This window comes from Enterobacter sp. WPR_3_1 (genome assembly GCF_003635055.1).
In the GTDB taxonomy this organism is placed as follows: domain Bacteria; phylum Pseudomonadota; class Gammaproteobacteria; order Enterobacterales; family Enterobacteriaceae; genus Enterobacter; species Enterobacter ludwigii.
In genome coordinates, this window is record NZ_RBXU01000008.1 from 1,265,574 (window position 1) to 1,290,845 (window position 25,272).

The 25,272-nt window shown below is 56.8% G+C and carries 7 protein-coding genes; 2 read left to right on the forward strand and 5 right to left on the reverse strand.

The annotated features are described in order from the left end of the window. Positions 1 to 18: 18 nt before the first annotated feature. The gene (locus BJ887_RS07880) at positions 19 to 1,482 is read right to left on the reverse strand and encodes an EAL domain-containing protein (protein WP_047955583.1); all 1,464 of its coding nucleotides are present in this window, start codon (positions 1,480 to 1,482) and stop codon (positions 19 to 21) included. Positions 1,483 to 1,772: 290 nt separating this feature from the next. Here BJ887_RS07880 and BJ887_RS07885 point away from each other — a divergent pair, with 290 nt between their 5' ends. Then, on the forward strand, positions 1,773 to 2,657 hold the full coding sequence (locus BJ887_RS07885) for a MarR family transcriptional regulator (RefSeq protein WP_014169985.1): 885 nt from the start codon (positions 1,773 to 1,775) through the stop codon (positions 2,655 to 2,657). 35 nt (positions 2,658 to 2,692) lie between these two features. Here the strand turns inward: BJ887_RS07885 and BJ887_RS07890 are convergent, their stop codons facing one another. From BJ887_RS07890 to BJ887_RS07905, 4 genes are all read right to left on the reverse strand, one after another. Beyond that, a complete protein-coding gene (locus BJ887_RS07890; protein ID WP_014169984.1) occupies positions 2,693 to 3,868 on the reverse strand; it encodes an HlyD family type I secretion periplasmic adaptor subunit in 1,176 nt (391 codons plus the stop codon). Further along, a complete protein-coding gene (locus tag BJ887_RS07895; protein ID WP_047955582.1) occupies positions 3,865 to 6,045 on the reverse strand; it encodes a type I secretion system permease/ATPase in 2,181 nt (726 codons plus the stop codon). The genes BJ887_RS07890 and BJ887_RS07895 overlap by 4 nt, the downstream gene beginning before the upstream one ends. A gap of 76 nt (positions 6,046 to 6,121) precedes the next feature. Further along, entirely contained in the window at positions 6,122 to 22,330 is a 16,209-nt protein-coding gene (locus BJ887_RS07900; protein WP_121339702.1) for an Ig-like domain-containing protein, read from the reverse strand. Positions 22,331 to 22,450: 120 nt separating this feature from the next. Then, positions 22,451 to 23,788 (reverse strand): TolC family outer membrane protein, encoded by a 1,338-nt coding sequence (locus BJ887_RS07905; protein WP_106504092.1) that lies wholly within the window; start codon positions 23,786 to 23,788, stop codon positions 22,451 to 22,453. Between the two features lie 736 nt (positions 23,789 to 24,524). On the opposite strand from BJ887_RS07905, the gene BJ887_RS07910 reads away from it, so the two are divergent. Further along, positions 24,525 to 25,268 carry a DeoR/GlpR family DNA-binding transcription regulator gene (locus BJ887_RS07910; protein WP_020884208.1) on the forward strand — a complete coding sequence of 248 codons (744 nt, stop codon included), beginning with the start codon at positions 24,525 to 24,527 and terminating at the stop codon, positions 25,266 to 25,268. Positions 25,269 to 25,272 lie beyond the last annotated feature (4 nt).

The window sequence follows — 25,272 nt, forward strand, 5'->3', positions numbered from 1 at the left end:
GGGCTTTATTTTTGCGCTTTAGCTAAACAATCTGACCATGCGATCTAATTCGTCTTCTTTCACCGCCCGCGACAGATAATAGCCCTGAAAACTTTTAACCCCAAGGGCGACTAACTTCTCAAACTTCTCTTCGCTATCCACCCCTTCAGCAATACAATCCGTGCCGGTCATATCGCTGTATATCTGTATCGCCTTAATAAGATTATAATCGTTGTCATTCGCCACAAAATGCTCGACGATATCCCGGTCAAGCTTTAATCCATCAAAATGCACCTGCCTTACCGGGAACATGGTTTGATGGTTGGAAAAGCAGTCATCGAGAAACAGCCGGCACCCGGTATTGCGTAAACGCCGCATGGTTTCTGGGATCGTCCTATCCTTGGTCACATCAATATCTTCCGCAAATTCAAAGACCAGTTTGTCGGCCCACTGCGGATTGAGCAGCATCGCCACAGCCTTTTTGGCCATGTCGGGAAGTGCATTACCCGAGGCAAGTCGCGGGGGGATATTGACGGAAAAATAATATTTACCGTTATATTTATTAATCCCCGACACCGCAGCATGAATCACTAGCGCAGTAATTTTTAGCCATATTTCCTGACTTGAAATATCAGTAAGAAAATTAACTGGCTTGATAATTTTACCATTATTATTCCAGCGAATGAGTATCTCAAACCCCACCCCTTTCTTATAACGATCGGTTATGATCTGATACGCAGGGAATATCTCTCTTTTTAGCAATGCATTATACACCGCCGTCTCTTTGGCAGAGAGGCTTTCTTTTTGCGTTAACCGTTCCGTGCTTCCTTCCATTCTTAAGGCATGCGGATCTTTCAGCCAGCGTCGGATCTGGTGTAATTTTTTCACCCCTTCCTTACGATGGGTATAAACCGTTTTATTAGACAGCCCCATTTTTTCACACTGCTCTTTTACTGACATTCCGCGATAAAAATTTAATAAAACACTTACCTCTCTTTCGGTTAAACCTTTTACGTTTTCCTGATAAGACAACCCCCAGTATTGGTCACGCAATGAACGTGAGTTATCCTTAAATACGTCATTATGCATACGAAAACAGGTCATAACATCAGACACGCTGGCTATACGAATCAATGAAAGCTGGAAAGTATTATTTAAAAGATTCCCCAGCGTTCGATACAGCCAGCCATCCGGCATTTCCCCGTACAGGGTTACCTTTCGAATAACAGGAAGTTTATTTAGCACGCAAGCGAGTCGCTTCAGGCTCTCCAGCAGAGAGACCACACCTTTTCCGAGAAACACCGAGATTTGAGCGTTTTGACTGCTAAGGATATTTTCCAGATCCTGCCGGGAAGGTTCATCCCCCTCAAAACGAACGTGCGAAGCGTCTATACCGTACTGTTTGAGTAACAGACTGTACCCCTGAAATGTGAAATGGCAGGTTGAGATGACAAATTTTTGCTCATAAAAAGCAGCATTTCTGAAAGAAATATTTTGGGTCATAACCTGCTCCTGGGCACAAAAACACATATCCCATTTGTGAATGTAACAAAATATAAAAAACCCTGTTGTTGATAATAATTTTACAGTACACCATCAGGTTAAGAAACCGTTATCAACGTGACTAACGAGAACATCTTTGTGTTAATCACCGTCTGTATCCATATGCAGTTTAAATATAAAATTCGCATCAAATAATAACGGTAAATATGTCAATCTCAAGGTATAATGAAAAATCCGAAAGAAGACTGGATACTTCATCTATCGGCTCATTCATATAAGAGACAAACGCTATGGATAATCATATCTCATCCAGGGCCTTGCTACATCGAAGGGATGTCATTAAAAACAATCCGCGATTCAGTGAGGCAATAACAGAGCACTACACCATTAATGACGCCATCTACAAAAAACAACCTTTGTTCTACAAAACGATGCTTCAGGAATCACGGTTCAACATTATTCTTTCCATGTGTTGTTTTATCTTTGGAAATCAGGCTGAGTCAGTATCAGAAATTAAAGAATTATGTTCCCGTTATAAAATAGCCAGCCCCAACAGTGTGATTGCGATCATCACCTTGCTCAGAACCACCGGGCGCATCAAGACCTGGCGCTGCAGTGAAGACAGACGCAAAACGAGAATTGCACCGACTGAAAAGGGACTTAATGAACTTAAACGCTACATGTCCGGCGCATTTTTGCCGGTAAGTATTCTTTTCCCAAAGTTTAATATCAACGTTAATCTGCTGGATAACGACATCCTGCGAAATAACTTTTTCCGTCGCGCAGCGGAATACCTTTTCAGGGGATTAACGTTCAGGAAGGTTTTGCCTGAAGTGGGATTGTTTATTGATAAAGACGGAGGGCGGATGATAATGTTATATCTTTACCTGCAGGCCATAAAAAATAAAACCGCACATGGCGCAGTAATACCTTATTCAGCCAACTTACTGGCTAAAGAATTTTTTGTTTCACGGATTCACGTCAACCGTATTATTAAATCGGCGCAAGAGGCGGGTTATCTTAAAGATCAGGGTGATGGCCAGATGTCGATTTATCCGGCGTTTATAGAACTGGTCGAAAACTATGCCGGATTATACTTCGCCTATGTGACTCACTATATCAACGTTGTTCCTAAAGAACGACGCCACGTTGTTAACGTAACGTCGACGGTATAATGTTTCTGGCGTTCGGTTTCCCGAACGCCCTTTGTTTACCGTTCCCGCAGTGCCTCTTTCGCCTTATTAAGCGGTTTTAACAGATAATCCAGAATCGTTTTACTGCCTGTTTTAATATCAACGGTCGCAATCATCCCCGGAAACACCGGGAAGGCTTTGCCTTGTCTATTGGTCAGATGGTTACTGTCAGTGCGGATATAGACCCGATAGTAATACACATCCCTTTTCACCTCATCCTGAAGCGTATCCGGCGAAATCATGGTCACCTCGCCCTCCAGCCCACCGTAAATGGAGTAGTCATAGGCGGTCACTTTCACCAGTGCTTTTTGTCCCGGATGAATAAAGGCGACATCGCGCGGCGAGATTTTCGCTTCAATTACCATCTGGTCATCAAGCGGAACCAGGCTCATCAGCTTGCCGTTTGGCGGAATCACCCCTCCCACGGTTGTCACGTCGATATCCTTAACGATCCCGCGCACCGGCGCATTGAAGGTCAGTCTGGTCAACGAATCTTCACGCCCTTTCATCACCGAACGTTGCGCTTCAATCTCCGCGTTCGCTTTCGCCAGCTCTTCACGGGCGCGAACGTAATACTGGTTTTTCATCTCGGTGATTTTGTTCTCAAGCTCATTTTTTTGACGCTCAAGACGTAACACCTCCACCTTACTGGCTGCCCCCTGCGTCACCAGCGGACGGGTCAGCGACAGCTCACGCTGCACCAGCTCGGCCCCCTGCCGTAACCCTGCCAGCCCTTTCTCAAGACTTTCGCGACGAGACTGATACAGCGCCGTTTCCTGTTTGACCAGCTCAACGTCATCATCCAGCTCTGCCGGAAAAGCCAGTGCCGTGTCGTTCACTTCGGCCTTCAGACGCGAGGCGGTTGCCAGCGCGGCATTCAGGCGCGATTCACTTTCCAGCACGCTTGATTCGGTTTTCGTCCGGTCAAGCTGTGCCAGCTGCTGACCACGCTCAACGATGTCGCCTTCACGCACCAGCAAACTGTGAATAATGCCCCCTTCGAGGGACTGGATCACCTGCTCGTGCGAAGAGGGGATCACCTTGCCGCTACCGGTGGTGACCTCATCAAGGCTGAACAGGCTTGCCCAGGTGATAAATACCGCCAGCAGGGCGAACAGCGACCAGGCGACCCAGGTTGACCGCGGCAAGCGTGGCTCCTTCAGGCGGCTGTTGACGCGAGAGAAATCAGTCATGCTACGCCCTCCTCTGCTACTGGTGTCGGTTTCATGGTCACGGTACGCTGTGAGGCTTTTTGCGGCGCCATACCGTGCTGGCGAAGGATGGCGTCGCGCGGGCCATCCATGATCACCTTGCCGTTTTCCAGCACGATGATACGGTCAACCAGTTCCAGAATAGGCAGACGATGGGTCGCGACCACCAGCGTCCGGCGCTTGCCCAACCACGGTTTAAGGTGCTGGATAAACTGCTTCTCACTCATCTCGTCAAGCCAGGCGGTAGGTTCATCCAACAACAAAATGTTCGGAGAGGTGATCAGAGCACGGGCCAGTAATAACGCCTGACGCTGCCCGCCGGACAGGCCCGCGCCGCCTTCGTTGATAATGTAGTTGAGCCCCATTTTCTGTTTGCGGACAAACTCCAGCGCACCACTGTTCACCAGCGCCTGATGGATCTCATCGTCGGTGGCCAGCGGGTTGCCCATCAGAATGTTGTCCCGCACGGAGCCAAAGAACAGCCGCGCCTGCTGGCTCAGCAGCTGCATGTCGCGGCGCACGTCAGCCGGGTCCAGGTGGTTCAACGCGATATTATCCAGCAGAATGCTGCCCTGCTGAGGCTCCTGCATCCCTGCCAGCAGTTGCAGCAGCGTGCTTTTGCCGGAGCCATTGCGTCCGAGCACCGCCACCCGCTCACCGGCGCGAATCTGCAGTTTGCTGATATTCAGAACGGTGAGTTTTTCTTCATCGTCGTACCAGAACCCCACCTCTTCAAGCGCATAATCCCCCCGCAGATGGGCTTTATGCACCTTCTTGCCCTGCTGAGGATCGTCAATCGGGCGCTGCATCAGATCGTCGAGTCCTTTACGCGCCACTTTCGCCGACTGCCAGCGGGAGAGCACGCCTGAAATTTGCGACAGCGGCGCGATGGTCCGCGACGCGAGAATAGAGGTCCCCACCAGCGCACCGGTGGTCATGTCCCCGCTGATAACCAGGTAACACCCCACCAGCAGCACCACGGCATACACAATCGACTGCACCTCCTGCGTCCAGGTCAGCAACAGCCCGGTCAGCCAGCGCTGCTTCATGCCGACGTTAGCGGCAACATCATTGGTGTTATTCCACTGATTCTGGAAGCGCTGTTCAGCGCGCATCAGCTTGATGTCTTCAATGCCCTGAACCGCTTCCACCAGCGTGGCGTTACGAATGGCAGACTCGCGCATCCCTTCGCTGGACAGTTTGCCCAGCGGGCGCTGGACCAGCAGGCCCGGGATAAGCAGCAGGGGCACGGCAAGCAGGACAACCAGTACCAGCGGTCCGCCAATCATCCACAAAATGAACACAAACAGCAGGAAGAATGGCAGATCGGAGATGGCCGCAATGGTGGTGGACGTGATCAGTTCACGAACCGACTCCAGCTCGCGGATCTGGGCAATAAACGACCCGGTTGACTTAGAGCGGGCCCCGTTTTTAATTCGCAGCGCGTGTGCAAAAACGCGTTCAGAAATACGCAAGTCGGCGCGCTTACCCACCACATCCGAAATGTGCACGCGCAGCATGCGCATGATGAATTCGAAAACAATGGCGATCATCACGCCGCCAAACAGGACCCACAGCGTGGCTTCCGATTGCGAGGGCACCACCCTGTCATACACCTGCATGGAAAAGACCATGCCGGAAAGGGCCAGGACGTTAGCGACCAGCGCCACCAGCATAATATCGCTGTAGCGTCGCCAGTCCTTCAGGGCCAGCTGCCAGAACCAGTTTTTCTCATACGGTTTGATGTAATCATCCACCCGGGCATCCGGCGTGGACTCGAGCGGGCGCAGCACCAGCAGTCCTGTCAACCGTGAGCACAGCGCCTCACGCGTCAGCGTCGTCTCCAGGCCGCCGTCACCGCTGAACTGCAGGCTCACGTTGCCCTCGCTGTCCATGCGGTTAATGACCGCGATTTGTCCGCCGGTAAATTCCGCAAGCAGAGGTAAACGCCACGGGTCGAGGGAGACCGCGTCGGCCGCCACCATACGCATCCCTAACCCAAGCTGGCGTGCCATCTCTTCCAGCACCAGCTGGCGTGGAGACTGGCTTTCATGGTTAATCGTGACCCGAACATGCTCTGCCGAGAAGTCCAGCCGATAGTGCTTCGCGATGATGAGCATGCCCTGCAACCAGGGTTCGTACTGTGGATGTGTCTTCATAATGTTGTGAAATCTTTTATCGCTCTTCGTTGTAGCCACGCAAAAGGCCGCGAGGATCGCTCCTCGCGGCATAGTTTTACGCAATTAACAGTTGATGATTTGCCAGCAGCGTAGCCAGATCGGTCTGCACGCCGTTCAGCGTGACCAGCGTTGTGGGTGAGAACTGGCCGCCGCTACCGTCCAGGTCAACCTGGATTTCGGTATTGCTGCCGTTTTGCACCACGCGGATGTAATCGGTGATATTCCCCGCACTGCCGTCCAGCGTGGCGACCCCGTTCACATAGCTCGCTGAGCCCGTACCGGTGTAGCCGCTGCCTGAAAGCAGGTCGCGCAGGTCAATACGGTCCGTATCCGCCGTGCCTTCCCAGGTGCCTACCGTAAAGCCGTTCACCACATCACTGCCGTTACCGCCTGTGGCATTGGAGGCGTTGATCAACGTGTAGAGCAGCGTATCGTGACCGCCGCTGCCAATATTGAACGTATCGTTACCGCCACGGCCTTCGAACTGGTTGTTACCACTGTTGCCGGTAATGACATCGTCAAAGTCCGAGCCGTTAATGCCCTCAATGTTCAGCAGGCGTGAGGTACCAAACCCGGTGTCCTGCGCGGTAGAAAGACGCAGGTCGACGGTCACGCCGGACGTCGCATTGCGGTAGTCCACCACGTCCATCCCCCCGGTGTTACTCCAGGTGTCGTGATCCGAGTGGGTCGTCCAGCCGCCGGAACCGTTATAGGTATACGTGCCGTCCTCGGCGATAAAGGTGTCGTTATACCCGGTACCGGTAAGCGTCCCGCTGTGCCCTCCGGTTGCTGCTTCGGCAGTGAGGACGTAGCCCTCTTTACCGTTGCCGGCTTCCAGACCGCTCCAGGTGACGTTATCCGACACGCCATTGGTGATTTTCAGGATCTCGGCCGAGTAAGTTTCATTCGGATCCAGACCGTAGAAACTCACCAGTGCAGAGGTATCGTTCGAACCAATACCGGACTGGGCGTTGATGATCTGCGAGGCCACCAGTACGCCCGCCGCGTTATACAAATTGACCGTATTACCGTAGTAGGCGTTGATACCCTCACTGTCGACAATGTGCAGATGCATCGCCGTGCCGTCGGCAACGGTTTTGCTGTTTTGCACCAGCACCACTTTGCCGTTCTGCTGCGACACCAGCAGATCCTGCGCGCCGTCCCAGTTGTAATCCACGGCGGCCACACCGGTGACGTTCGCCAGTCCGGAAGCCAGCTGACTTGATGTCCAGCTTGAACCGTAACCGTTGTTGGTAAACAGGGTTGCGGTCTGCGATCCGCTGTAGGTACTGAGCTTGATGACGTCCATCTGGCCGTCTGCGTTCCAGTCCACCGCCACCGACAGATACCCTGCAGACGCGTTAGAGGCCTCAACCGCGCTCTTGGTGGTGGAGAGTTTCCCGGTACCGTCGTTGTAGTAGATCACCCCGCCGTTGTTGTTGTAGCTGCTGCCCAGGTACAGATCCATGTAGCCATCGCCGTTGAAATCCGCCCACGTCATCGACGCCGCTGTGGTGGTATTCGCCACGTTTGCAACAAACACGTTAGTCAGGTTCTGACCGAGGGATAACGTCCCGTTACCGTTGTTGTTAATCACGGTAAGCGAGTACGCGCCGCTGCGGTTGGTGTGCTGAACCACATCCACGGTGCCGTCGTTATTCAGGTCGACGCCGGAGATTTCACGCATGGTGGTGAATTGTCCCCAGAACCCGGCGCCGCCATAGTTCCCATCCGGCGTGAGCACCCCTTTGTTGTTAATAAGGTAGGTAATGGAGTCCGCACCGGCATCGCCATACGCAAGGTCCAGATACCCGTCACCGGTTTTATCGTAGGCAATGACACCGCCGTACCAGATAGTGGTTCCCATACCCAGTTGGCTGGCGTTGTAAGTGCTGCCATCGTAGGTCCACATCACCTGTGTAGACCCGCCGTAGGTGGTTTCAGTCGCAAAGATGTCCTGCGTGCCGTTACGGTCAAAATCGGCAGCGGTCTGGCTAACGGCAGGGTAGCCACGCGTATTGGTCAGCGCGTTCGCCGCGTAGGTAGAATCATCACTGCTGGAATAGGATTGTCCGTTAGCAATGATATTCCACAGGCCGCTGCTGTTCATGCCGACGGTCATGGTCGAGTTATCGCTGTTACCCGCCGTGGTGGCCCAACTGGTATTCACCGTGGTGGTATCAATCACCAGGCTGCCGCTCGCCGTCCCGGTGGTATTGCCGTTACCCGCGCTGCTCTTCACCTGTGCCGTTACGTTATAGCTGGCAACGCTCAGTGCATCGCTGTCCGGGATCTGCAGATACCAGGTGTTGTGATCCGGGTCGACCACCACCGCGCCGCCCGTCTGCGAGGTGTAGGTTTTACCGTTCACATTCACCACCAGGTACTCGCCGTTCACCAGATCCGCGGAGACCGTTCCGCTGACAATCGGCGTGGTATCCGATGTTGTCTGCGCGGTAATTGCCGCCGTGGTGGTCGGGATACTGGTATCGACGTTCAGTACAAACCCGTCCGATTCCGTATAGTTACCGGCTTTATCGGTTACCCGCAGGATATACGTATGATTGCCATCGCTCAGGCCGTTATCCTGGAAGGACCAGCTTGCGCTACCGTTCATCGTGACCTGGCCCAGCAGGATCCCGTCACGATAAAGCTGCACAATCTCACCGTCATCCGGCGCGCGGTTCAGCGTTCCGTTGATCAGCGGCGAGCTGTCATCCGTCGCCATCGCGCTGCCAAAGGAGCCCAGACGCTCACCTTCGCCATCGGTATAGCTCACCACGGTTCCCACGGTGGTTGGCGGCGTGGTATCCACCGTCACCACCTGCGATGAGGTTGAGCCCACGTTGCCCGCCTGGTCGATAATCCGCACCTGATAGGTGTAATCACCGTCAGCCAGATCGCGGGTATCGGTGTAGCTCCAGCGCTGGTTGGTTACCGTTGCATCTGTCCAGGTATTCCCGCCGTCCAGGCTAATCTGCACGCGTTCATCATTGGCCAGCGCGCTGCCAAGCGAGCCGTTGAGCGTAAGCGTAGTGTCCATGGTGATGAAATCAGTGCCGGACTGCCCGGTATCTTCACTGATGCTGTCAATGGTGATGCCGTACTGAGGCGCATGGGTATCAACCGTGACCGTCTGCGACGTGGTAGCCCCGACGTTTCCGGCCAGATCGACCACCCGCACCTGATAGTTGTAGCTACCGTCGGCCAGGGTACGCGTGTCGTTATAGCTCCACTGTGTGCCATTCACCGTCGCGTTAACCCAGGTGGTGCCGCCATCCATACTGACCTGAACATACTCACCCGCACCGGGTTGCGCCCCCAGCGTCCCGTTCAGGGTGTATGACGTTGAACTGGTCAGGAAGTCGTTGTTGTCAAAGCCGGTATCCACGGTGATGTTATCCACGGTCACCGTAATCGCCGCATCCGGGGCGACCGTATCGACAGTCACCTGCTGATGGGCACTGGATCCCACGTTACCTGCGGCATCCACCACGCGCACATAATAGTCATAGGTGGCATTACCCAACGTACGGCCGTCCACGTAGTACCAGCTGTTGCCGGTGACAATCACATTCTGCCAGGTCACGCCACCGTCGATGCTGATTTGCGCATATTCGCCGTCAGCCAGCGTCGCGCCGAGCGAGCCATGCAGCGTCAGCGAGGTATCATGGGTGATAAAGTCGCTGCTGCTCAGGCCAGTGTCATCGCTGATGCTGTCAATGGCGATGGTTTTACTGGCATCGGGTGCCACGGTATCAATGGTGACCACCTGGCTGGTGGTGGCGCTGATATTGCCCGCATCGTCAATCACGCGAAGCTGATAGTTATAATCGCCGTCCGCCAGCGTGCGGGTATCAACCCAGGTCCAGCTCAGTCCGCTGACGCTGACATCCGTCCAGGTTACGCCGCCATCGAGGCTGATCTGCGCGTGATCGCCACTCCCCAGCGCCGCACCGAGCGTCCCTTTCAGGCTGATCTGGTTATCGCTGGTGATAAAGTCGCTGCCAGACAAACCGGTATCCTGACTGACGGAATCGACCGTAATGGTCGTCGCCGCAGGCGCGGTGAGATCCACCACCACGTTCTGGCTGTCCGTTGCCCCTACGTTACCCGCGTTATCAATCACGCGGACCTGGTACTGATACGTACCGTCCGTCAGGGTGCGGCCATCGGTGTAGCGCCAGGTGGTGCCCGTGACGGCCAGGTCAATCCAGCTCGCCCCGCCGTCCACGCTGACCTGCGCTTTCTCGTTATTGCCGAGCTGCGCGGTCAATGAACCGTTAACAATAATCTGGCTGTCGTTGGTGATGAAATCACTCGCGCTCAGCCCGGTATCGTTTTGCAGGGCGTCGATACTGATCCCCATTGACGGCGCGGTCAGATCCACGGTCACGGTGTGATCGTCGCTGGCAGTGTTACCGATGGTGTTACTCACCTGGGCATGGATCACATACGATCCTCCGTCTGCCAGCGCGGTCACGTCTGCACTGCCTACGGTGTAGTTCCAGCTACCGTCAGCCTGCACGGTTGTGGTGTAGGTTTTGCCGTTCAGGGTGATGGTCACCGTCTGGCCCGCAGGTGCGTCGGTGGTACCACTGACCACCAGAGGGATACCATGTTCAGCGGCGCTGACGATATCGTCCTGCGCAAAGGTGTGGATAGTTATGGTCGGGACATCACCGTTCAGCGTCACGTCGTGCGTTGCGCTGCCCGGGTTACCGGCCTTATCGTTCACCGTCGCCGTTAGGGTGTAATTCCCGTCGCTCAGGCCGAGGAAATCATGCCCCGGCACAAAGACCGACCACGAGCCGTCCGCCCCCACGGTCGCCTGATAGCGGTGATCGTTGAAGGAAACCGTCACCGTCTGGCCCTGTTCCGCCGTGGTGGTGCCGCTGATGGTCTGGCCTGCCAGCTGCTCAGCGTTATTGACAATATCGTCATCCGCCACAGTGCCGATGGTTACGGTTGGCGCCACGGTATCCACCGTCAGGGTGTGAGTGGTCTGTCCGCTGTTACCCGCTTTATCGTTGACTGAAGCGGTCAGCGTCAGCGCCCCTTCATTCAGGGCCGCCAGGTCGGCGGCCGGCACATTCAGCGTCCACGTACCATCGTTCGCCACCGTTGCGCTGTAGGTTTTACCCCCCAGCGTTACGGTAACGGTCTGCCCGGCTTCCGCGCTGGTAGAACCGTGCACGGTCAGCGGCTGCTGTGCTTCTGCTGCATTTAACACGTCGTCGCCAGAGAGCGTATTCACACCGATCACCGGCGCGGTGGTATCCACGCTGATGCTGTGCGTTGCCGACGCGCTGTTGCCCGCGCTGTCCTGGGCAGCAACGGAGACAGGATAATGTCCGCCATCGGTCAGTGCGCCCACATCAGCAGCCGGCACGGTAGTCGCCCAGGAGCCGTCACTCTGAATGGTGGCGGTGTAGCTTTTACCGTTCAGGGTTACCGTGACCTGCGTCCCGCTGGCAAACTGCGCGCTCGAGCCGTTAATCACCAGCGAGGTGCCTGCTTCTGCCGCGTTGATCACGTCGTCGCCGGCAATGGTATTCACGGTCAGCGCCACCGAGGCCGTGTTGACCACCACATCATGGGTCTTCGTGCTGCTGTTGCCCGCACTGTCGGTAATGGTTGCGCTGAGGGTCGCAGTGCCGTCAGCCAGCGAGGAAATTACGCTGGCCGGTACGCCCACACTCCAGTTACCGCTCGCATCTACCGTTGTCGTGTACTGATGAGACCCGACGGTAATCACCAGCCTGTCGCCGACGTTTGCACCGGTTGCACTACCGCTGACGATCTGCGCCTGCGCATGCTCCACGCTGTTGATCACATCATCAACGGCGACCGCGTTAAAGCTGATAACCGGTGGCGTGGTGTCAAGGGTAATGGCTTTAGCCGCACTGCCTGGGTTACCGGCCGCATCGCTCACGCTAACCTGTACGGTGTAGCCATTGTCGGCCATCGCGGTCAGGTCGGCCCCGGGCACATTCACACTCCACGTGCCGCCTGCCTGAACCTGCGCGGTGTACTGCTTATCACCGAGCGCTACGGTGACCGTCTGACCCGCTTCTGCCGTGGTGGTGCCGGTGATGGCCACACCTGCAGACGCTTCGCTGGCGTTGATCACGTTGTCGCCGGCAACCGTATCAATCGTCACGGCAGGCGCGGTCGCATCGACGCTGTATTCGCGCCCTGCTGAGGCGCTGTTGCCGTTCACGTTGGTGACGCTCACCTGTACGCTGGCATCGCCCTCTTTCAGACCGGCCAGGTCAGCAGACGGTACCGTCGCCGTCCAGTTACCGCTGGCATCAACGGTGGCCGTGTAGTGCTTGCCGCCAAAGGTGATGCTGACGGTCTGGTTGGCTTCCACGTTGCTGGTGGTGCCGGAAAGCAGCAGATCTGCCCCTTTCTCCGCCGCGTTAATCACATCGTCAACGGCAATGGTATCAATGCTGATGGCGACGGTCGCCAGATCAACAGTGACGTCATGGCTGATGGTCACCGGATTGCCCGTGGTGCTTTGGCCTGCAACGGTAACGCTTACCGTTCCTGCCGGCAGCGCACTTACATCCGTCGCCGGAATAGCCGCGTTCCAGGTCCCGTCAGCCAGTACGGACGCCGCATAGGTTTTGCCGTTCACCGTTACCGTAAGCATGGTCCCCGCTGCCAGCCCATCGCTGGAGCCGCTGACAATCAGGTTCTGACCATGCTCAATGCTGTTGATCACATCGTCGCCTGCCACGGTATCGACTCGCAGGCCCGGCAGGCTGGCATCGATGGAGATATCACGCTCGCCGGAACCGGTATTGCCGTGCCCGTTGGTAACCGTTGCGGTGACGGTCAGGTCGCCATTACCCAGCGCGGTCAGCACGGACTGCGGGACGCCTACAGACCAGCTCAGATCGCTCTGTACCGTTGTGGTGTAGGTATTGCCACCGACAGAGACCGTCACGGTATTACCCGCTTCGGCGTGGGCAACGGTACCGCTCAGGGTTTGCCCGGCAGCCACTTCCGCCGCATTGATGACGTTGTCACCGGCCACGGTGTTGATGATGACGGTCGGCAGCGCGGTGTCGACCTGCAGGTTCGCCGTATTGCTGACGCTGTTACCCACGGTGTTCGTCGCGGTTGCGCTCAGGGTGTAGTTCGCCTCACCCAGCGCGGCCAGATCCGCTGCCGGTACCGTCAGGCTCCAGCCGCCGTCCGCCGCGGTTGTTGCGGTGTATTGTTTGCCGTTCAGGGTCACGGTGACCAGGGTGCCTTCCGCAAGGTTAGCGCTGGTACCGCTGACGCTCAGATCCTGACCTTTCTCCACCGCGTTCAGCACATTGTCGCCACTCAGGGTATCGAAGCCCACGGAAGGCAGTCCGGTATCGACGGTCACGTTATGGGTACCGGATCCGGTATTGCCCGCGGCATCGGTGACGCTGACGCTGACCGTCACGGTGCCGTCGCTGAGGCCAGAAATCACGTTCGCCGGAACGCCCACGCTCCAGTTACCCGCGGCGTCCAGCACGGTGGTGTAGGTCTGGCTGCCAAGGGTCACGGTGACTTTATCGCCCGCCGCCGCGCCGGTGGCGGAGCCGCTGACGATCTGCGCCTGTGCATGCTCAGCCACGTTAATCACGTCGTCGCCCGCCACGGTGTTGATGGTCACGACCGGCACCGTCACGTCGACCGTCAGGTTATGATCCACCGAGGCCGGGTTACCCGCCTTGTCACTGACGGCGGCCGTCACGGTCACGCTGCCGTCCGTGAGCGCCGCCAGGTCGGCTGCCGGAACGTCCAGCGTCCAGTTGCCGTCTGCCCCCACGGTAGTGGTGTAGTCCTTCCCGTTCAGGCTCACGGTGACCGTCTGGCCCGCTTCGGCGGTGCTGGTACCGGACACCGTCAGGTCAGCTTTCGCTTCGGTCGCATTCAGGATGTCGTCAGCCGCCAGGGTGTTAATCGTTACGGACGGCGCGGTGGTATCCACGCTGTACTCGCGGCCCGCAGACGCGCTGTTGCCGTTGACGTTGGTGACGCTCACCTGCACGCTGGCATCGCCCTCTTTCAGACCGGCCAGGTCAGCAGACGGCACCGTCGCCGTCCATTTGCCGTCGGCATCCACCGACGCCGTATAGGTTTTACCGCCGAAGAGGATGCTGACGGTCTGATTCTCCTCCACGTTGGAGGTGGTGCCAGAGAGCACCAGGTCCGCGCCCTTCTCAGCCGCGTTAATCACATCATCCGTGGCAATGGCGTCAATCCCGATGGCGACCGCCGCAAGGTCCACCGTCACATTGTGGCTAATAGACACCGGCGTACCGGCGCTGTTCTGCCCCTCAACGGTGACAGCTACCGTGCCTGCCCCCAGCGCGCCAACATCGGCCGCCGGAATAGCCGCACTCCAGGTGCCGTCAGCCAGCACGGTGGCCGGATAGGTTTTATTATTTACCGTTACGGTCAGTGCGGTTCCTGTCGCCAGTCCTTCGCTGGTGCCGGTCACGATCAGGTTCTGGCCATGCTCGATGCTGTTGATCACATCGTCACCCGCCACGGTATCCACGCGCAGGCCCGGCAGGCTGGCGTCGATGGTGATATCGCGCTCGCCGGTGCCGCTGTTGCCCACGCCGTTAGTCACGCTGGCGGTGACGGTCAGTTCGCCGTTACCCAGTGCGGTTAACACGGACTGCGGTACGTTGACGGACCAGGTCAGGTCATCCTGCACCGTGGCGGTCAGGGTGTTACCGCCGAGGGTCACGGTGACGGTGTTGCCCGCCTCGGCGTTCACCACGGTACCGCTGAGAGTCTGGCCGGTCGCCAGCTCCGCGGTATTGATAATATCGTCGCCAGCCACGGTGTTGATGGTGACACCCGGCAGGACAGACTCCACGTTCACGGTGTGAGTCACGCTGGTACTGTTGCCAACAGCATCGGTAGCAGACGCGGTGAGGGTGTAGATCGCTTCACCCAGTGCGCCGACCTGATCCGCCGGAACGGTAGCCGTCCACAGCCCGTTATCATCCACCGTCGCGCTGTAGGCTTTGCCGTTCAGCATCACGGTGACGATCGCGCCCGCCGCCAGACCTGACGCGGTGCCGGTGAGGGTGAGATCCTGCGTTTTCTCGGTGCTATTGATGACATCGTCGTCTGAAACGGTGTCAATGGTCAGCACCGGAGCGGTAAGGTTGACGGCCACGTCGTGCGTCGCACTGTTGCTGTTGCCCGCTTTATCGGTCAGGGTCGCGGTGATGCTGTGATCCCCGGCGGCCAGAGCATTGACGTCGGCCGCAGGCACTCCCACGCTCCAGTTGCCCGCGGCATCCAGCGTGGCGGTGTAAGATTTATTATTGATGGTGACGGTGACCACATCACCCGCTGCCGCGCCGGTGACAGACCCGGTGACAATCAACGCCTGCGCGTGCTCAACGCTGTTGATGACGTCGTCATCCGAAACGGTGTGAATGGTCAACTGCGGCACCGTGGTATCCACCAGCACGTCACGATCCACCGAGGCCGGGTTACCCGCTTTGTCGGATACCGCCGCGGTGATGGTGTAGTTTCCGTCGGTAATGCCGCTCAGGTCGGTTGACGGTACGCTCAGGCTCCAGCTGCCATCCGCCTGCACGGTGGTGGTGTAATCCTTGCCGTTCAGCGTCACGGTCACGGTCTGTCCCGCTTCCGCGTTCGTGATGCCGTTAACCACCAAATCCTGCTGCGCTTCAGACCCATTAATGATGTTGTTGTCGCTGACAATGTCGATAGAGACCGTCGGCGCGGTCGTATCCACGCTGTATTCACGGCCCGCTGACGCGCTGTTACCGTTCACGTTGGTGACGCTAACCTGCACGCTGGCATCGCCCTCCTTCAGGCTGCCTAAATCAGCAGAAGGCACGGTAGCGGTCCAGTTACCGCTGGCATCCACGATCGCGGTGTAAGACTTGCCGCCGAAGGTGATATACACGGTCTGGTTGGCTTCGACATGGGTGGTGGTACCCGACAGGACCAGATCCGCGCCTTTTTCCGCCGCGTTGATCACGTCGTCGGTGGCAATCGCGTTGACGCTGATCGCCACCGCGGCCAGATCGACCGTGACATCATGCGCGATCGTCACCGGGTTTCCTGCGGTGCTCTGACCCTCAACGGTTACCGTCACCTTGCCTGCGCTCAGCGCGCTGACGTCGGCGGCCGGGATCGCTGCCGTCCAGGTTCCGTCGGCCAGAACCGTCGCCGCATAGGTTTTACCATTGACGGTCACCGTCAACGCAGTACCTGTTTTCAGCCCATCACTGGAGCCGCTAATAATCAGGTTTTGGCCATGCTCGATGCTGTTAATCACATCGTCGCCCGCCACGGTATCGACCCGCAGACCCGGCAGGTTGGCATCAATGGTGATGTCGCGGCTGCCGGAGCCAGTATTGCCGTGACCGTTAGTGACGCTTGCCGTCACGGTCAAATCGCCGTTGCCAATGGCCTTTAAGACTTCAGGCGGCACATTGACCGACCAGCTCAGATCATCCTCAACGGTGGCGGTCCAGGTGTTGCCCCCCATTGAAATCGTGACAGTGTCACCACTTGCGGCACCGCTGACTTTTCCGCTCAGGGTCTGTCCCGCAGTCACTTCCGCCGCATTGATGACATCATCAATGGCGACAGCGTTAATGGTCACCACCGGTAGCGCACTGTCGACAAGTGCCTGATGGCTGGTGCTCGCGCTGTTGCCTGCGGTATCGGTCACGCTCGCGGTGACCGTGTAGTTCGCTTCGCCCAGCGCCGAGACGTTTGCTGCCGGTACCGTCACGCTCCAGTTGCCGCTGGCGTCAGTCGTGGCAGTGTAGTTAATGCCATTCAGGGTCACGACGATCGTGATGCCGTCCGGCTGGTTGCTGGTGCCGGAGAGTTGCAGATCTTCGCCTTTCTCGATGGCATTGATCACATCATCGCCCGCAACGGTATTGATAGCGATAACCGGAGCGGTCAGGGAAACCGCAATCTCATGCGTCTGCGTGGTGCTGTTGCCCGCTTTGTCGGTGAGGTTCGCAGACATCGTATGGTCGCCATTGCCCAGCGCGCCCGCGTCAGCCGCCGGAATACCCATACTCCAGTTGCCGGACGCGTCCAGCATTGCGCTGTAATTTTTACCGTTCAGCGTCACGGTGATCACGTCGCCTGCCTGTGCCCCGGTGACTGTGCCAGAAACGATCAGCGCCTGACCGTGTTCAGCAATATTCAGAATGTCATCACCGGCAACGGTGTTGAAGGTGATCTGCGGCACGGTAGTGTCCACCAGCACAGACGCATCCGTGCTGGCCGGGTTACCGGCTTTATCCGACACGGTCGCCGTAACGACGGCAGTGCCGTCGGTGATACCGGCCAGATCGGCTGCCGGCACGTCAAGCGTCCAGCAGCCGTCAGCCTGTACCTGTGCGGTGTATTGATTGCCATTAAAGGTCACCGTGACCGTCTGCCCCGCTTCGGCAGTCGAGGTGCCGCTCAGGGTGAGATCCTGTGCCGCCTCTGCCGCATTGAGCATGTTGTCGTGACTGACCGTATCGATGGTGACCGCAGGCGCAGTGGTATCGACGCTGAATTCGTGTGACGAAGAGGCCGGGTTGCCATTCACGTTGCTCACGCTCACCTGAACGCGGGCATCGCCCTCTTTCAGGCCGCTTACATCCGCAGCCGGAACGGTGTAAGCCCAGTTGCCATTCGCATCCACGGTGGTGGTGTAGCTTTTGCCACCAAAGGTGACCGTCACCGTCTGACCGGCTTCGACCCCAGACGTGGTGCCGGAGAGCGCCAGATCGTGTCCCTTCTCCGCCGCGTTCAGCACGTTATCAGGGGTCACGCTGTTAACGCTTATCGCGACCGGGGCGAGATCGACATCCACCACGGTCCCGATATTCACCGGGTTGGCGGAAGCATCCTGTGCGCGGGCTGTAATGTTGAGAGGACCGTCCGGCCACTGGCTGACATCCGCCGCAGGCACAGCCGCTTTCCAGGTTCCGTCGGCCAGGACCGTGGCGACGTACTCAATGTTGTTAATGGTCACGGTAACGGTGCTGCCCGCTGCCAGATCGGTGCTGGTACCGGAAACAATGAGATTCTGCCCGTGCTCGATGATATTGATAACATCGTCGCCCGCCACGGTATCAATACGCAGACCAGGCAACTGGGCGTCGATGGTGAAGTCCAGCGCGGCAGAACCGGTGTTTCCGTGCGCATTCGTCACGCTGGCCGTAACCGTCAACTCACCGTTACCGAGCGCGGTTAACTGGCTCTGGGTTAACGGCAGGCTCCAGGTAAGATCGTCCTGCACCGCAACGGTATACGTCTGGCCGCCCAGGGTAAGGGTGACAATGTCGCCTGCCGCCGCGTTGGCGACTTTCCCCGTCAGGGTCTGGCCTGCCGCCAGTTCCGCCGCGTTGATGATGTTATCGCCCGCCAGCGTGTTGAGCGTGACCACCGGCAGCGAGCTGTCTACCAGCACATCGTGCGTGGCCGACGCGCTGTTACCCACACTGTCCGTGACGCTCGCCGTCACCGTGTAGTGCGCCTCGCCCAGCGCGCTTACTGCGGAGGCCGGTACGGTAACACGCCAGTTACCGCTGGCATCCGTAATGGCGGTGTAGTGAATGCCATTCAGGGCCACGGTGATCGAGGTGCCTTCTGGCTGGTTGCTGGTCCCGGAAAGCAGCAGATTTTCGCCTTTTTCGGTGGCGTTAATCACGTCGTCCGCCGCCAGAGTGTGAATACCTATCTGCGGCGTCACGGTATTAACCACCACCTCCAGCGTGCTGCTGCCGGTGTTGCCAGATTGATCGGTCACAGAGACCGTTATCGTCCAGGTTCCGTCCGCCAGGCCCTGTACCACAGACGCAGGCAGGCCGAGGCTCCAGTTGCCCGCCGCATCCACCACGGTGGTGTAATCCACGTTATTGATGGTCACCGTGACCCAATCACCCGCTGCCGCTCCGGTCACGGAGCCGCTGAGGACCTGCGCCTGGGTATGGGCAAGCTGGTTTATGGTATTGGTATCGGTGACAAAATCGTTAATGGTCACCTGCGGTACGGTGGCATCCACCAGCCCGACGCGATCCGTGCTGCTGCTGTTACCTGCCACATCGCTCACGGTTGCCGTTACCGTGACGGTGCCATCGGCCAGTGCGCCGACGTCCGCGGCAGGTACTGTCAGTTGCCAGCTACCGTCATGTTGAACGGTGGTCTGGTAGGTTTTACCGTTCAGCGCGACGGTGACCGTCTGGCCCGCTTCCGCCGTGCTGCTACCGCTTAACACGATATCCTGCTGCGCTTCGGCGGCACTGATGATGTTGTCATCGGTCAGATTATTGATCGTGATGTCCGGAGGCAGCGTATCGACCGTCACCACGCGCGACGCATCGGCGCTGTTGCCGTTAACGTTCGTCACGCTGACGCTCACCTGCGCGCGGCCGTCAATCAACGTTTCCATGGCGCTGGCCGGTACGGTCAGGCTCCAGGAGCCGTCCTGCTGCACCTGCGCGGTATAGGTCCGATCGGCGAATTTCACCACCACAGTCTGCCCGGCTTCCACGCCCTGCGTCTGGCCAGAGAGCGTGAGATCGCTGCCTTTTTCCGCCGCGTTCAGCCGGTCATCACCGGAGATGACATCAACAGTCACCGCCACGGCGTTCAGGTCGAGTTCGATCGGGTGTTCAGCGGCAACGGCATTGCCCCACGCATCTTCTGCACTGACGTGCACTGCGATATGGCCCGGCGTCCAGGACTGGAGGTCGCTCGCCGGGACACCAATCTGCCAGCCACCGGTGGCGTTGACCACGGTGACATAGTCGACGTTATTGATGGTGACGGTGATCTGCGTGCCTGCGGCCAGATGGCTGCTGGAGCCGGTCACGGTAAGATCCTGATGCTGCTCAATGGCATTGATCACGTCATCACCGGAAAGGGTGTTGACGCGCAGACCCGGCAGCGCCGCGTTGATATTGATATCGCGCTCGCCGCTGCCCGTATTGCCGTGGCTGTTGGTGACTGACGCGGTAATGGTCAGGTCGCCGTCGCCGAATGCCTTGAGATCCGCAGACGGGATAGTGAGGTTCCAGGTCAGATCGCTACCCACGGTGGCGCTGTAATGCTTGCCGCCAACGGAAACAGACACCGTATCCCCTGCCGCTGCACCCGTGACACGACCGCTGATCGTTTGATCGGCGGCCACTTCGGCGTTATTCACCCGGTTGTCGCCGGCAAAGGTATTGATGACCACCTGTGGCAACACGGTATCAACCAGCAGTGTGGCCTCTGCTGAGCCGCTGTTGCCCACGCTGTCGGTACCGCTGACGCTGACGGTGTACAGCGTGTTCGCCAGTTGCAGGACGTCGGAAACCGGTACCTGAACTGACCAGCTCCCGTTCTCGACAACGGTTTGATAATTAACGTTGTTCAGCGTCACGGTGATGGCGCTGCCGTCTGGCAGCGTGCTGGTGCCGGTCAGGCTCAGCGGCTGCATAGCCTCCTGAGCATTGAGAACGTTATCCTGGCTGATGGCATGAACGGTAAATTCCGGTGGGTTACCGCTCAGCGTAATGCCGTGTGTGGCGCTGCCGGTATTGCCCGCGGCATCGGTAACGGAAACCGTAATGTTGTGGTTGCCTTCTCCCAGCAAGCCCACCACGGACGCAGGCACCCCCACGCTCCAGCTGCCGTCCGCCTGCACCACACCGGTGAAGGTCTGACCGCCAACGGTTACGCTCACGACATCCCCTGCTGCGGCGCCGCTCGCCGTACCGGAAATAATCTGCGCCTGGCCCTGCTCGCTGGTATTGAGGATATTGTCGTCAGCAACGGTGTTAATCGTCACGACCGGGGCGGTGGTGTCCACGGTGAAATCGACGGTCGTGGAAGATCCGTTCCCCGCTTTATCGCTGACGTTCACCGTTAGCGTATGGTCGCCATTCGCCAGCGATTGCACCTCGCTGGCGGGCAGCGTAACGGACCACGTGCCGTCGCTCCCCACCGTGGCGGTATGATTTTTCCCGTTGAGCGTTACCGTCACAATCTGGCCGGCTTCCGCATCGGTTTTACCGGTGAGCGTCAGCGCCTGGTTGTGCTCAGCCGCGTTGATGATGTTGTCCTGCGCAATCGTATCAACAGAAAGCGCTGGCGCGTTGGTATCCACACCTATCGTCTGGCTGCCGCTCACGGTATTGCCCGCGGCGTCTTTACCGCTGACGTTCACGGTCCAGGTGCCGTCACCCAGCGCCTGTGCATCCGCGGCAGGCACGTTCACGCTCCATGCGCCGCCGGCCCCCACTTCCGCCGTGTAGGTTTTGCCGTTCAGCGTGACGGTAAGCCCGGTTCCCTGCGCCAGATTTTTGCTGGTGCCGGACAGCGTAAAGCCAGCGGAGTGTTCGCTGGCATTGATCACGTTGTCACCGGCCGTTGTCCCCAGCGTGATGCTGGCGTCAGCGGTAGAAATTGTGACGGTAATGCTGCCCGCCTGCGTCGTTTTGCTCCCGTCGATTTGCACGACAGACCAGGTATGTTCGCCGTCAGCCTGAGTCGGGAGTTTTACGGTCCAGGTACCCTCTTTCCCGACCATGGTGCTGGCAATGGTGCTTCCGCTGCTGTCTTTAACCTGAATGGTCGCGCCCGGCTGCCCGGTACCGCTAAAGGTTGGGGTGTTGTCGTCCGTGATCGCTTTGCCACTCAGCACACCCTGCTTATCACCCGCGTTGTCCGTCAGCAAAAAGGTCGGCGTCGCGCTTTCAACATCTTTGGTGTTGTCGATGACTTTGGTTTTGGTTTCGCCGTCACCCCCGTGCGCCAGCAGTGCGCCAATGGCACCGCCGCCCAACGCAGCGCCTGCAATCCATCCCCATGGCGCGTCATTGAGAACGCTTCCCTGCTCAAGGAAAGGCTCAATGCTGGCAACCGGCGTAGCCTGCGCGGTTAACTCGGCAACAGCAACGCCAGACGCTTCCCCGGCATCGGCAAAAGAAATATGCGTCAGTTCCTGCTGATCGTTGAAGACCAGTTCTGATTGATTATGGGTCTGTGGATCTTCAACAAAATAGTTATTGCAGCGAATAACGCTGCCGTCTTTCATATAAATAAGCAGGTCTTTACCCTGGCGAACATAACGCACAACATCCTGAGCAGAACCCTGAATTTCAATCACACTCGGCGAAGAAATAGAAACCGACAAATTACCCTCTCCGGTTAATTTCGTTTTCTCGGCCGTTTTGCGAATGATGACATCAACAATTTTTACGTTACTCATTTTCCTCTCCTTGCAGGTGTCCGGATTCCTGTGGATATGTCCACCAAATGGATGTAGCTATCCCTGGGAAAAAGCACCCATTATTTTCTTACTTATTTCGCACAAAAAGACGCGTGTTTTTTAACTCAAATCAGGTAATTTTGCGGCAGCGTTTTTCTCTATGCCGATCATTGGCATCAAATTATCAACGGCAGATGCGTAATTAATCGCCGAACTCCAGCCATCATATTCAGCCATTATTTTGGCTGAGGTGGCTTGCCAGACATCCTGTTCAACGCTGAGCAAATCGTTAATGCTCCGCTTGCTCAGGGTATATTCATTTCTGTAAACATCCCGGGCGCGTAACGCGCTTTCCAGCTGCAGCTTCCCCGCCTGCATTCTCCCCTGCGCGCCGGTCCAGTCAGCCTGCGCGACAGAGGCTTTTTGCAGGACATCGAACCGCGCCTGGTCAACCTGAGACGATGCCATGGCCCTTGCCCCTTCGGCCTGGCGAACGCGGGCTGAAACGGCACCCCCCTGGTATAGCGGTGCGTCAATATTGAGCTGAATCTGGTCATCCCAGTAAGAACGGTTGTCGGACTCGTAGCGGGTGCGGCCTCCTTTCAGGCTTAACGTCGGCCAGTGCTGAGACTTTGCCGTTGCCACGCCATACTGAGCTGAACGCTCCATATTCTGCGCGGCCATGACCGCGGGAATGGACGAGTAATCAATGCGATTAAGCGAGTCTTGCTCAATGGCAAGCTTCGCCGGTACAGGTGAATAGCGCTCGGCCTCCATGCCAGTCAACACCGCAAGCCGTGCGCGGGCGCTGTTTAACGCCGCGTTATACTGCTCGACCGTGGCCTGCATACCGGCAATGCGCGTGCGCGTCTGAAGCTCGTCAGAGGTTGAACTGACGCCTGCGTCGGCGCGGAGTTTGGCCAGTTGTTCAACGTTTTTGAGCGCCTGAACGTTCTCTTTGGCGGCCTGCAACAGGTCGGAATAGCGTTTGACTTCTACGTAGCTGAGCGCCGTTTTTTCCGCCACCGCAGACAAAGTGCTCATCAACTGGTAACGATAGCTATCGCGCTGCGCCGTGGACTGGTCGATGCTGTTGTTGGTCTTGCCAAAATCGTATACCAGCTGCGTCAGACTCAATCCCCAGGCCGCAGAATTGCGCAGCGAGCCGCTGGAATCGGTGGTCTGGCTATGGCCAGTGCTACCGTTTAACGATATTTGTGGCATCCAGCCGCTGCGTGCTTCATCTATTTGTGCCTGACCTATTCCCAGTTGCGCGGCCTGCTGGCTAATCGACGGATCGCGATCGATGGCAAAAAGAATACTCTCTTTTAATGTTGTCGCAGCAATCGGAGCAATCCCCACCTGGCGGCTATTCGCAGAGGCCGTATTAAAGGCCAACGAAATTAATGCCAGGGCGACTGGAAATCTCAGCAACATATTATTTCGCATGATAGTCATTTTTATCTCCCTGACTCTGAATGACGCTTAAATATTTACCCCTAAAGGGGTATAAATAATTCGACAAATATCTTTCCTGGGTCCGAATAAATATTGGACAAACGCTCCCCAACCCCATTTCCATTGGAGATGTGAGCCGACCATATTCTTATGACAATAAGAATTTACTTATTTCTTTAACTGGTTTGCAGCATAACAAAATGCGCTATAGGCAACTACACCCACAATGTTAATGTGGTGTTACAGATAAGAAAAAAGATGGGGTTTCTGGACAAAACCTTAAAAAGGGGCTTTCAAATGAAACAAATAAAGTCTTTGTTATTTAAGTAAAATTTCAGAATCGCCGGATGCACATTTTTGCGTTAATTTCAGCATGCGTCAGACACAAAGATTTTCAAAGAAATGTCAGTTTAAGTAACCATAATGCCATATACAACATTAATATCTATGCATATAAATAAACACAGAATTTATTGCTATTTATTAATTTCATTAAAGCATTAATGGTTGCATATTGGTATCACAATGGTTATATCCGCCAGTGTGTTTAATAAAACACAACAATAACATTGCTGTTAACATTTGGAATGAATCACTCACACCGTATTAATAACATTTTAATAATAACCAATGTGAACAATACCGGACATTGATACTTACTGGCGATCAACATCCTTCCCTCTGCGATAAAATGCTGTAATATGCAATTTATTGCGACATTTTGCGGGATTCACCCATGCACAAAACGGCCAGACAAAAATATGTGCTTGATATCATTAGTGAGCACGGGCAGGCCAGCATTACGGAACTGGCGGACAAACTGCAGGTCTCAGCGGACACCATCCGCCGGGATCTGACCGATCTCGAGAAACAGGGGCTGGCGCAAAAGAACCACGGCGGGGCAATTGCCCTGAATCTGTCGGCCATGAATCGTCAGGGGCGCAATACACTGCTGCCCGAAACCAAACAACGTCTTGGTAAACAGGTGGCGCAGGCTGTTCCGCCAGGTTCGACGCTTTTTCTGGATGCGGGGAGCACGGTAATGGCTGTCGCCTCGTTCCTGAAGGGACCGCTGACAATCATCACCACCTCGCTGGATATCGCGTGGCACTTCAGCGACCGTGACGATATCGAACTGATCCTGCTCGGCGGAAAATGGGATCACAAGCAGCGACTGTTTGCCGGCAGCGCCACCCTTTCCCTGCTGTCACGCTACCGCGCGGATATCGCCATTCTGGGAGCCTGTGCTATCCATGCTGAACTCGGTCTGAGCGCCGGAAAAGAGGCCGATGCCGAGGTCAAACGGGCGATGCTCGCGGCCAGCCATGAGCGCTGGATTGTCGCCGACCATCTGAAACTAAACCGCTGTGAACCGTATCTGGTCAGCGGATTATCCAACATCCAGCACCTCTTTTTAGATCGTCCCTGGCCTGAGCTTGGGGACCCTGGCGCAATGCACATTACGGTTTGCGCGAAATAACGTG